Genomic DNA, 10347 nt, shown 5'->3' with positions numbered 1-10347 from the left:
GAAGTTCACGCCCGAGGGTGGCCGGATCGAGGTCGGGGCCGCGCCGCGGGACGGGGCTGTCGAGGTGTCGGTCCGCGACACCGGCGTCGGCATCGCGCCGGAGGACCAGGAGGCGGTGTTCGAGGAGTTTCGGCAGGTGGGCGCCGCGGACAAGAAAGCGGAAGGTACCGGGCTCGGGCTGGCTCTCGCACGGAAGTTCATCGAACTCCATGGCGGAAAGATCTGGGTGAAGAGCCAGGTCGGCGCAGGCTCGACGTTCACGTTCACGCTGCCGTTCCAGCGGTAAGAGCCAATGCGATTATCACCAAAGGGGGCGACTGAGGGGTCGTCCACGAACTGAAGAAGGAGCTGGGGGCGGGCTCAGGCCCGGTTCACCAGATAGACACCCGCCGCGATGACGAGGCCGCAGACGAGGACGGCGGCCGTGACGGGCTCGCCAAGGAAGAGCCAGGCGAACAGGGCGGCCAGGACGGGCGTGAGGTAGGAGTACGTCGCGGCCGCGCCCGCCGTCACCCGCTGGAGGCCGTAGGAGAAGAGCTGGTTGGAGCCGATGGTGACGACCACGGCCATGGCGATGACGAGCGCCCAGGCGAGCGGGCTCATGGCCGCGGCCTCGCGCGCGACCGTCATCGCGTGCGACGGGCCGGTGACGAAAAAGAGCGCGGCGGTGCCGGCGAGCGCCGCGTGGATGGTCACCTGCGTCACGCGGTGGCGGCGCAGCAGGTCCTTGAAGCAGAGGATGTAGACGACCCAGGCCAGCGAGTTGGCGACCATGAAGCCGATGCCGAGGGCGTCGTGCTCGCCGCCGCCGCTCGGCTGGCGCCCGAGCACCACGAGGGCCGCCGTACCCGTGAGCGCCAGCGCGAGGCCCGCCACCTGGCGGCGGGTTGCGCGCTCGCCCAGCAGCAGCGCGCCCAGCAGCAGCACCCAGGCGGGCTCGGTCATCCGCACGAGCGCCGTGTTCGCGACCGTCGTATAGATGAGCGCCCAGTACAGGGTCAGGCTGAACGCGGGCACGAGCGCGACGCCCGCGACCAGGACGAGCGCCCACTCGCGCGGGGCGTAGCGGGGCGCCCGCCGCCAGGTCGCCGCGGCGTACGGGACGTAGAAGAGCGCGGCCAGCAGGAAGCGCAGCCAGGTGAGCGTGAGGGGATCGATCTCCCGCAGCACCACTTTGACCATGATGGAGTTGGACGCCCAGATCAGGATGGCCAGCAGCAGCGCCGCGGCGGCCGTCACAACGTCTGCTTGTACGCGCTTCCGCCCTTCATGATCAGGTGGAGGTTGTCCTGGTTCTGGAAGACGCGAAGGTCCTTGAGCGGGTTGCCCTTGACCGCGATCAGGTCGGCGTACTTCCCTGGCTCGACCGTGCCGATCTGGTCCTCCATGCGGAAGATCTCGGCGTTCACGCGCGTGGCCGAGAGCAGCACCTCCATCGGCTTCATCACCTGGCCCTTGAGCTCGAGCTCCACCGTGCGCTGGGCCTGCATGTCGCCCAGCAGATCGGAGCCCGAGCCGATCTTGCAGCCCGCCCGGTAGGCGTGGGTCAGCCCCTCGACGCTCTTCTCGCGGGCCATGTTGATCTTCTGGATCTGGTGCTCGGTGATGCCGTAGCTCTTGCCTTCGCGCGAGATCGCCTCGTAGGTGACCATGGTCGGCACGAGGTAGGCGCCGGCCTTCTTGATCTCCCTGGCGCCGGCCTCGTCGATCAGGTTGCCGTGCTCGATGCAGCGCACACCCGCCTGGAGCGCGGCGCGCACGGCCGAACCCGAGTACGCGTGGGCGAGGACGTACTTGCCGACCGCGCGCGCCTCTTCGACCGCGGCGCGCATCTCGTCCACGGTGTACTGCGTCGTGTCCAGCTCGTCGGAGGGCGACATGGCGCCGCCCGAGGCCATGATCTTGATCTGGTCCACGTCGCGGCGCAGCTGCTCGCGCGCTGCCTTGCGGACCTCGTCGGGCCCGTCGGCGATGACGCCGATCATGCCGTAGCAGCAGTCGATGGGCTCGATCCACTCTGCGCGCCGCCGCTTGTCGCCGTGGCCGCCCGTCTGCGACAGCACGCGCCCCGAGACCAGCATGCGCGGTCCGGGGTAGAGGCCGCTCGAGACCGCCTCGCGGAAGCCGTAGTCGGCGCCGCCGGCGTCACGCACGGTGGTGAAGCCCTGCATGAGTGCCTGCTCGATGCGCCTGAGCGTCTTAGCTCCGATCAGACTCGGCGGGTTGTAGCGGTGCTGTTCGGCGATGTTGCCCTCGACGGCGCACATGTGGACGTGGGCGTCCGTCAGGCCGGGCATGAGGGTCCGGCCCTTGAGGTCGAGCGTCTCGACCTTGCCCTTGAGCGGCCCGACACGGCCCGAGCGGATGACGTCCTTGATGCGCTCGCCCTCGACGACGACGGCGGCGCCGTCCACGGGCTCCTTGCCCGTGCAGTCGATCAGGAACGCATTCTTCAGCACCGTGATGGGCATGGTCGCTCCCTTACCGCTTCGCGATCTTGGCCTCGTACATCCAGACCTTCTCGTCGGCGCGCGGCTGCCAGTCAACCCAGTTGGCGACGCCGTAGAGGTCGTGCTGCTGCCAGAGGAAGACCCACGGGGCCTCGAGCGCGACCATCTGCTGGATATCGGCCCAGGCCTCGAGCCGCTTCTTGGGGTCGACGAGGGTGATGGCCGTCTGGATCTTGTCCTCGAGCAGCTTGTTGCCGCCGTAGGAGGAGTAGGTCATCGAGCCCTGGAAGAGCTGCTCGATCGTGTTCTGCGCGTCGAGTGCCGGCCCCCAGCCGAGGAAGAACATGTCGCCCGTGGCGCGGTTCTTGATCTTGTCGAGGTGCGTGCCCCACTCGTTGACGACCACGTTGACGGTGATCCCGATGCGCCCCAGCTGGGAGGCGATGGCCTGCGAGATGTCCTTGTCGAGCGGGTAGCGGCCGGAGGGCGTGTCGAGCGTCAGCGTGAGCCGGCCCGGGTCGATGTTGGCGGCCTTGAGCAGAACCTGGGCGTGCTTGACGTCGTACTTGAGGCACTGGACCTTGGGCGAGAAGTCCACGTTGATGGGCGACAGCGGGCCGCACATCTTGCTCGCCCGGCCGCGCAGCACTTGCTGGATCAGCTCGTCCACGTTGATCGCGTGGCTGATGGCCTGACGCACGCGGATGTCCTGCATCGGTCCGGGCTTCAGCGTGACCAGCGCCAGGTAGTTGATGCGCGAGGAGACCGTCGCGCGCACGGTGGCCTTGCCGCTCTTGTCCACGAGGTCCACGGCGTGCGGCGGCACGTCCTTCATGATGTCGATCTCGCCGGCAAGAAGCGCCGCGAGCCGGGCGCTGAACTCCGGGATGAAGCGGAACGTCACCTTCTTGAGCGCCGCCTTGCCCTTCCAGTAGTCGTCGTTGCGCACGACGACCAGCTTCTCGTCGCGCACCCACTCCGCGAACTTGAATGGTCCGGTGCCGACCGGCTTCGCGAGGAGCCCCTGCGGCCCTTCAGCCTTCAGCGCCTTGGGCGGCATCATCAGCACGTCGCCCAGCGAGATGCGGTCGATCAGCCCCGGCCAGGGTTTCTCGGTGATGAAGCGCACCGTGGAGGGGTCGACGATCTGGACCTCTTTCACGAGGCTCCAGCGCGAGGCGTAGTGCGTCTTGTTGGCCGGGTCCTTGATGTAGTCCATCGTTGCCTTGACGCTTTGGGCATCGAAGGGCTCGCCGTTGTGGAACTTCACGCCCGAGCGGAGCGAGAACTCCCACGTCGTGTTGTCCACGACCTTCCACGACGTGGCGAGCATGGGGATGGGCTTGTAGGTCTTGGGATCCCGGTCCACCAGCCGGTCGTGCATGTGCTCGACCATGTTGTTGGTGGTCCAGTCCACGATGGTGTTCGGCAGGAGCGTCCGCGGCTCGGCGGCGAAGGCGACCACCACCTCCTCCGCCTTCATGCGGTCCTGCGCCGCGGCCGGAAGCGCCAGGGCCAGGACCACAGCGAGCACGCCGAGGATTTTCAGGAATCGCATCGGCCGGTCCTCCTCGTTCCTAGAGTGTCTTGACGTATCGGCGCATCCGCTCGTCGTGCCGGTAACCCGACGCCCCGAGCGAGTCCCAGAAATCCGTTGCCCATGGATGATCGCTCTCGACCAGGGCCGAGATCCGTCTCGCGCCCATCCCGTGCAGCCGCCGCGCGGCCTCGCCGACCAGCGCCCGCGCGATGCCCCGCCGCCGGTAGGCGGGGAGCACGGCCAAGCGGTAGATATTACCCCGCCAGCCGTCCCATCCGCCAATGACTGTGCCGACGAGCCTGCCGTCGGCTTCCGCCACCAACAGGACGGCCGAGGCCTCGCCGAGGAGCTTTATCACCTCGTCGCGCGTGTCGGTGGGGCTGGGCGTGGCGTCGGCCTCCTGCCAGAGTGCTAAGACCTTCGCGGCCTCGTCGAGTCTCGCCTGACGGATGGCGGCGGCGTCTGCCATCGCCTACACCCGCAACTTGGGGTCGAGGATGTCGCGCAGCCAGTCCCCGACGAGGTTGACGCCCAGCGCCGTCAACGCCAGCGCCGCGCCCGGGAAGGCCGCGAGCCACCACGCGATGTAGAGGAAGTCGCGGCTCTCCGACAGCATGCTGCCCCACGCAGGTGTCGGCGGCTGCACGCCGAAGCCGAGGAACGAGATGGCCGCCTCCGCCACGATGAACTGCGAGAACTGCAGGCTCGCCACGATGATGATGGACGGCGCCACGTTCGGCAGGACATGGCGGAACAGGATGCGGGCGCGCCCCGTGCCGAGCGCCGCCGCGGCCTGGATGTAGTCGCGCTGCTTCACCGAGAGCACCTCGCCGCGCACGACGCGAGCATAGACGACCCAGCCCGCCGCCGCCAGACTGATGATGATGTTGCGCAGCCCGAGGCCCACGATCGCGTTGATGGTCAGCGCCAGCAGGATGAACGGGAAGGAGAGCTGGACGTCGCAGAGGCGCATGAGCGCCTGCCCCGGCCAGCCGCCGAAGAAGCCGGCGAGCAGCCCGAGGATCCCGCCCACGATGGCCGTCAGCAGCACGGTGCAGAGGCCGATGAAGAGCGCCACGCGCGCGCCGTAGAGCACGCGCGAGAGCGTGTCGCGCCCGAGCTGGTCCGTGCCGAGCGGATGCCCCGGCGTACCCGGCGGCTTGAGGCCCTGGCTGAGGTCGGCCTTGACGGGATCGTGAGGGGCCAGCACCGGGGCGGCGAGCGCCGCCAGCACCGCCAGCGCCGCGAGCGTGAGGCCGAGGAAGCCGAGCCCGTTGCGCCGGAGCGCCGCGCCGCTCACAGTGCCACCTCGCGTCGGGTGCGCGGGTCGAGCCAACCGTACAGAAGGTCAACCGCGAGGTTAATCAAAGTATAGGTGACCGAGATCACGAAGACGGCGGCCAGCACGACCGGGAAGTCGCGGTTCTGGAGCGCCTGGACGGTCAGCCGTCCGAGCCCGGGCCACGCGAAGATGGTCTCGGTGATGACGGCGCCGCCCAGGAGCTGGCCCGTCTCGAGCCCGGCGAGCGTGACGATCGGGATGGCCGAGTTCTTGAGTGTGTGCTTGCCGATCACGATCCACTCGGCGAGCCCCTTGGCCCGCGCCGTCAGCACGTACTCCTCGTTCAGCGTGTCGAGCACGGACGAGCGCGTGAGGCGCGCGATGCGCGCCGCGTAGAAGGACGCCAGCACCACGCACGGCATGACGAAGTGGGCCGGGCCGCCCATGCCCCCCGTCGGCAGCCAGCCGAGGCGCACGGAGAAGAAATAGATCAGCATGAGCCCGAGCCAGAAGCCGGGAATGGCCTGACCCAGGACCGACGCGCCCATGCCGACGTAGTCGAAGAGACTGCCGCGCCTGGTGGCGGAGAGGATGCCAACGGGTATCGCGAGGCAGAAGGTTAGGAGGAGCGCGGTGACGCCCAGCTCGAGCGTGGCGGGCAGGCGCTCGAGCACGAGGCGGAGCGCGTCGCGCCTGTAGCGGAGCGACTCGCCGAAATCTCCTCGCACGGCGCCCGAAACGAAGCGCGCGTACTGGACGGGCAGGGGATCGTTGAAGCCGAGACGCTGGCGGAACTCGTTGACGTCCTTGGCTTGGATGTCCATCGGCAGGAAGAGCAGCACCGGGTCGCCCGACAGCCGCACCAGGAAGAAGACGGCGGTCAGCGAGAGGAAGACGACGAGCGCCGTCTGGGCGAGCCGCGAGAGCAGGTACGCGCGCATCCCGACGAGTGTACCCGATGTGCCCGACTCGGCGGCCCGGCACTCACAGCTTGACATATGACCACGAAACGTGGTCATATGACCACTTACTATGGTCATTATGAATTCGAGTCCGTTCGGGGGAGGGACGCGGACGCGAGTCCTCCTGGCGCTCTCGTTGCTCGTCGAATCCTACCCGAGGGAGCTCGCACGGGTGCTTGACGCACCTCTGTCTGGTGTGCAGAGAGCGCTGCAGAGCCTCGAGGTCGACGGGATTGCGGCGGGGCGCTCAGTCGGGCGCACGCGCGTCTTTCAACTGGACCCCCGATATTTCGCCCGGGATGCCCTCAAGCAGTTCCTGCGCCGGCTGGTAGAGCCCGAAGTTGGACTTCAAAAGCAGGTGGCGGCGCTGCGCCGCAGGCCTCGGCGAACAGGCAAGCCATTGCGATTCGGCGCGGAGACGAGCAGGATTCGTCGCCGGATGGCTCCCCGCCGCACACGCCGGTGAACGTTTACAACAGTTTGTAGTAGAACGCGGTGGTATGGAGTGTGCCGTCGGCGCTCCGCGCGTAGCGCGGGATCGTGCCGGCGGGCTGCCAGCCCATCCCGCGGTAGAGCGCCTCCGACGGGTCGCCCTGGCGTGTGTCGAGCACGAGCGTCGCGCGCCCGAGCTTTCGCGCCTCGGCCTCGGCGGCCTCCATCAGCAGGCGACCGATGCCCCGACGGAGCGCCGAGCTCAGCACCATCAGCTTGATCACCTCGGCGCGGTGGCGGCCGTTGGCCTGTGAGGCCAAGTCGAGCTGCACGGTGCCAACGATGCCGCCGTCGGCGGCGCGCGCGATCCAGAGCCGCCTGCCGCCGGCTTCGAGCGCCGCCGCCACGCTGTCCCAGTACGCCCTCGCCTCTTCGGCGCCGAGTGGCGGCAGGAAGCCCACAGACGCGCCGCCGTCCACCACGTCTTGGAGCAGGACCACGAGAGCGTCCCGCCGGCGGAGCACGTCCTGGCCGGTCAGCGCTTCGAGAGCGGGTGATTCTATTGCCGGAACTCCTGGTCGAGGATCTCGGTGATGAAACGGTCGAGGGAGACGGGGTAGAAGCGCACGTTGGGCGCCATGATCACGCCGGTGTTGATGATCTCACGCATCGCCAGCTCATCCATGGCCCGCTCGATCTGATCCTGCGGGTTGCGGTCCGAGCGCTGGATGTTGAGGTCCTCGCTCTCAAGCGTCACCTGGTGCCGCGAGGAGTACATGAAGGAGAAGACCCGCGCCACCAGCGTCTCGTCCATCACCTCGTGCTCCTTGAAGAGGTCGCCGTACGTTTGCCCGGCGCGCCCCGGCGCCAGCACGAGGCGCGGTGAAACCTTGATCTTGCCGCGGATCTCGACGGAGCGGTGCGGCTGCTCCTCCTGCGGGCCGACGAGGATGTAGGGCAGGATGTGGTAGCCGGCGATGATGCCGGTGATGGGCTTGCGCAGGATCTCCGTGCGCTCGAAGAGGTGCCTGAGGAACTCGGGGTCGTGGCGCTCGCCGAACATGCCGGGCTACCCGCGGAACACGGAGACTTCCATGCAGTCGAAGCCGAAGTCGTATTCGCGGCTCGTGTACGGAGCGCCGCCCCGCACGTGGGACAGGTAGGGTTTTACGTCGCGGCGGTAGATGCCGGTATTGTCCGCGATGATGAGCGCGCCCCTGACGAGCCGCGGCTCGACGGCCTTGAGGTAGTCCAGGTAGTCTTCCTTCTTCGCGTCGAGCAGCATGAAGTCGACGGGGCCCCGCAGGAGCGGCAGCACGCGGAGCGCGTCGCCCACGACCACCTTGACGCGGCCCTTGAGCCCGGCGTGGTCGGCGTTCGACTGGCAGAATTTGGCGAGGTACGGGTTGTTCTCGAGGCACGTGAGCCTGCCGCCGCGCGGCATGTTGCCCGCGATCAGGATCGCCGAGTAGCCGAAGAGCGAGCCGATCTCGATGCCGCGCGTGGGCGCGTGCTTCGCGAGGAGCCCCTTGATCACGCGCCCCTTCTCGCGGCCGACAACGGGGATGTGCCACTCGGTCACGGCCCGGTCCATCAGCCGCAGCATCGTCTGCGCGCGCTTGGTCATCGCCACCTACTTGGCCGCCAGGCGCGACTGGACGCCGTCGGGCAGGGGATAGCGCCGGCTCCACTTGCCCGCCTTGACGATCTGTCCTGGCAGCGCGCGTCCGACGATCTCCTGGACGCGCTTGGAGACGCCGACCAGCGCGTCGAGGTCGATGCCGGTCTCGACGCCCATGGCCCAGAGGCAGTGGACGAGGTCCTCGGTGCAGACGTTGCCCGAGGCACCGGGGGCGAAGGGACAGCCGCCGAGCCCGCCGATCGAGCCGTCGAAGTTGCTCACGCCCATCTCCATGGCGGCCAGGATGTTCGGGATCGCCATCGCGCGCGTGTCGTGGGTGTGGAGGGTCCACTCGACCTTGGGGAAGCGCGGCATCAGGTGCTCGAGGACGCGCACGACTTGAGCCGGATTGGCCATGCCCGTGGTGTCGGCGAGGCCTATTCCCTTCGCTCCCAGGTCCACCAATCGCGACACCACGGACTCGAGCTGCGCCACGGGCACCTCGCCCTCGAAGGGGCAGCCGAAGGAGCAGGAGATGCCGGCGTAGACGGGCTTGGCGCCCCGGTGCGCGACCTCCGCCGTCGCCTTGAGCTTGACGATGGACTCGGCGATGGACATGTTGACGTTGGCCAGGTTGTGGCTCTCGCTGGCCGAGACCACGGTGTGGATGTCGTCCACGCCCGCGTCGACCGCGCGGACGGCGCCCTTGTCGTTGGGCACGAGCGCCGAGTAGCGCGTCCCCGGCCGCCGCGTGATCCCCGCCATCACCGCCTCGGCGTCCTTGAGCTGCGGCACGGCCTTGGGCGAGACGAACGACGTCACCTCGATCCGCGGCATCCCCGTGGCCGACAGAAGATTGACGACCTCGATCTTCTGCTCGGTCGGGATGAAGTCGGGCTCGATCTGGAACCCGTCCCGCGTCCCCACCTCGCAAACCGTCACGCGCTTGGGCAGCTTCATCGCTTGTTCTCCTCGCGGGCTTCCCACTCGTCCCTCAGGATCTCGCCGATCCATTGATCGTACCAGCGCCCGTCCACGAAGCCGTGGCGGCGCATGAGGCCGCACTGGCGGTAGCCGAGCTTCTCGAGCGTCTTCCGGCTTGCGTTGTCGCCCATGACGGTCGCCCAGACCTTTTCGAGGTTGAGCTCCCGGAACGCGTACCGCGTCAGCAGCGCCCCCGCCGCCGTCGCGTAGCCCTTGCCCCACGCCGACGTCTCGCCGAGCGTGAGGGCGCTCTCGGCGTTTCGGGTCCGCCAATTGATCTTCTCGAGCGACGCGCCGCCGACGTGCTGGCCGCTCTCGCTGATCATGACGGACCAGAAGACCGCGAACTGATCCTTGGCCGCCGCCTCGAGCGACTCCGCCTGTCCTTGGAGCGTCCTCGGCGTGCGGAAGGTCAGGTAGCGCGTTACCTGCACGTCGGCGCGCCAGCGAGTCCACGCGGCCATGTGCTCCGGACTCGGCGGCTCCAGCCGGATCCTGCTGCCCTCGAGAAGGGGCCCCAGCACGCCGTTCCCCTCAGTACGAGCGCGGCATGCCGAGGACGTGCTCCCCGACGTAGGCCATGATCAGGTTGTTGTTGATCGGCGCCGCGCGGTAGAGGCGCGACTCCCGGAACTTGCGCTCGATGTCGTACTCCTCGGCGAAGGCGTAGCCGCCGTGGCAGTCCATGCAGGCGTTGCCGGCGTCGATGGCCGCCTCGGAGGCGAGGTACTTGGCCATGTTGGCCTCGGGCCCGCACGGGATCCCGGCGTCGAACATCTTGGCCGCCTTGGTGCGCATGAGATCGGCGGCCTCGATGGCCATGTGCGCCTTGGCGATGGGGAACTGGACTCCCTGGTTCGCGCCGATGGGCCTGCCGAAGATGACGCGCTGGCTCGAGTAGGCGACGGCCTTCTCGATGAACCACCGCGCGTCTCCGAGCGAGTCCGAGGCGACCAGGATGCGCTCGGCGTTCATGCCGTCGAGGATGTAGGAGAAGCCCTTGCCCTCCTGTCCCACGAGGCTGCCGGCGGGGATCTCCATGTTGTCGAAGAAGAGGGCGTTGGTCGAGTGGTTCA

13 protein-coding genes are annotated in these 10347 nt (G+C 68.3%); 1 reads left to right on the top strand and 12 read right to left on the bottom strand.

What is annotated here, in order from left to right; all coding sequences use genetic code 11:
* Positions 1–286: ATP-binding protein (locus tag VGV06_00070; protein ID HEV2053547.1), on the top strand; the 286-nt coding region annotated here is incomplete at its 5' end.
* Between the two features lie 74 nt (positions 287–360).
* Here the strand turns inward: VGV06_00070 and VGV06_00065 are convergent.
* From VGV06_00065 to VGV06_00010, 12 genes are all read right to left on the bottom strand, one after another.
* On the bottom strand, positions 361–1239 hold the full coding sequence (locus tag VGV06_00065; protein HEV2053546.1) for a DMT family transporter: 879 nt from the start codon (positions 1237–1239) through the stop codon (positions 361–363).
* On the bottom strand, positions 1236–2471 hold the full coding sequence (locus tag VGV06_00060; protein ID HEV2053545.1) for an amidohydrolase family protein: 1236 nt from the start codon (positions 2469–2471) through the stop codon (positions 1236–1238). The genes VGV06_00065 and VGV06_00060 overlap by 4 nt, the downstream gene beginning before the upstream one ends.
* Positions 2472–2481: 10 nt before the next feature.
* On the bottom strand, positions 2482–4008 hold the full coding sequence (locus tag VGV06_00055) for an ABC transporter substrate-binding protein (GenBank protein ID HEV2053544.1): 1527 nt from the start codon (positions 4006–4008) through the stop codon (positions 2482–2484).
* A 19-nt stretch (positions 4009–4027) separates the two neighbouring features.
* A complete protein-coding gene (locus VGV06_00050) occupies positions 4028–4459 on the bottom strand; it encodes a GNAT family N-acetyltransferase (protein ID HEV2053543.1) in 432 nt (143 codons plus the stop codon).
* 3 nt (positions 4460–4462) lie between these two features.
* Entirely contained in the window at positions 4463–5290 is an 828-nt protein-coding gene (locus tag VGV06_00045) for an ABC transporter permease (protein ID HEV2053542.1), read from the bottom strand.
* Complete coding sequence (locus VGV06_00040; protein HEV2053541.1) at positions 5287–6213, bottom strand: ABC transporter permease; 927 nt, start codon at positions 6211–6213, stop codon at positions 5287–5289. Before VGV06_00040 ends, VGV06_00045 begins: the two co-directional genes overlap by 4 nt.
* 491 nt (positions 6214–6704) lie before the next feature.
* Positions 6705–7190: a GNAT family N-acetyltransferase gene (locus tag VGV06_00035; protein HEV2053540.1), complete on the bottom strand. Its 486-nt coding sequence runs from the start codon at positions 7188–7190 to the stop codon at positions 6705–6707.
* Positions 7191–7225: 35 nt separating this feature from the next.
* On the bottom strand, positions 7226–7729 hold the full coding sequence (locus tag VGV06_00030; protein ID HEV2053539.1) for a hypothetical protein: 504 nt from the start codon (positions 7727–7729) through the stop codon (positions 7226–7228).
* A gap of 6 nt (positions 7730–7735) precedes the next feature.
* Complete coding sequence (locus VGV06_00025; GenBank protein HEV2053538.1) at positions 7736–8293, bottom strand: class I SAM-dependent methyltransferase; 558 nt, start codon at positions 8291–8293, stop codon at positions 7736–7738.
* A gap of 6 nt (positions 8294–8299) precedes the next feature.
* On the bottom strand, positions 8300–9247 hold the full coding sequence (locus tag VGV06_00020; protein HEV2053537.1) for a hydroxymethylglutaryl-CoA lyase: 948 nt from the start codon (positions 9245–9247) through the stop codon (positions 8300–8302).
* Positions 9244–9795: a GNAT family protein gene (locus VGV06_00015; GenBank protein ID HEV2053536.1), complete on the bottom strand. Its 552-nt coding sequence runs from the start codon at positions 9793–9795 to the stop codon at positions 9244–9246. The genes VGV06_00020 and VGV06_00015 overlap by 4 nt, the downstream gene beginning before the upstream one ends.
* A gap of 10 nt (positions 9796–9805) precedes the next feature.
* Positions 9806–10347: acyl-CoA dehydrogenase family protein (locus tag VGV06_00010; GenBank protein ID HEV2053535.1), on the bottom strand; the 542-nt coding region annotated here is incomplete at its 5' end.

It is taken from the genome of Candidatus Methylomirabilota bacterium (genome assembly GCA_035936835.1).
Classification (GTDB): domain Bacteria; phylum Methylomirabilota; class Methylomirabilia; order Rokubacteriales; family CSP1-6; genus AR37.
The sequence above is the reverse complement of the archived record's forward strand: the minus strand, read 5'-3'. Positions and strand labels throughout refer to the sequence as shown.

Bases quoted from the DNA above. Each gene is read 5' to 3' on its own strand.
- VGV06_00040 (HEV2053541.1), bottom strand. From the start codon at position 6,213: ATGCGCGCGTACCTGCTCTCGCGGCTCGCCCAGACGGCGCTCGTCGTC.
- VGV06_00025 (HEV2053538.1), bottom strand. From the start codon at position 8,293: ATGACCAAGCGCGCGCAGACGATGCTGCGGCTGATGGACCGGGCCGTG.
- VGV06_00060 (HEV2053545.1), bottom strand. From the start codon at position 2,471: ATGCCCATCACGGTGCTGAAGAATGCGTTCCTGATCGACTGCACGGGC.
- VGV06_00050 (HEV2053543.1), bottom strand. From the start codon at position 4,459: ATGGCAGACGCCGCCGCCATCCGTCAGGCGAGACTCGACGAGGCCGCG.
- VGV06_00020 (HEV2053537.1), bottom strand. From the start codon at position 9,247: ATGAAGCTGCCCAAGCGCGTGACGGTTTGCGAGGTGGGGACGCGGGAC.
- VGV06_00030 (HEV2053539.1), bottom strand. From the start codon at position 7,729: ATGTTCGGCGAGCGCCACGACCCCGAGTTCCTCAGGCACCTCTTCGAG.
- VGV06_00055 (HEV2053544.1), bottom strand. From the start codon at position 4,008: ATGCGATTCCTGAAAATCCTCGGCGTGCTCGCTGTGGTCCTGGCCCTG.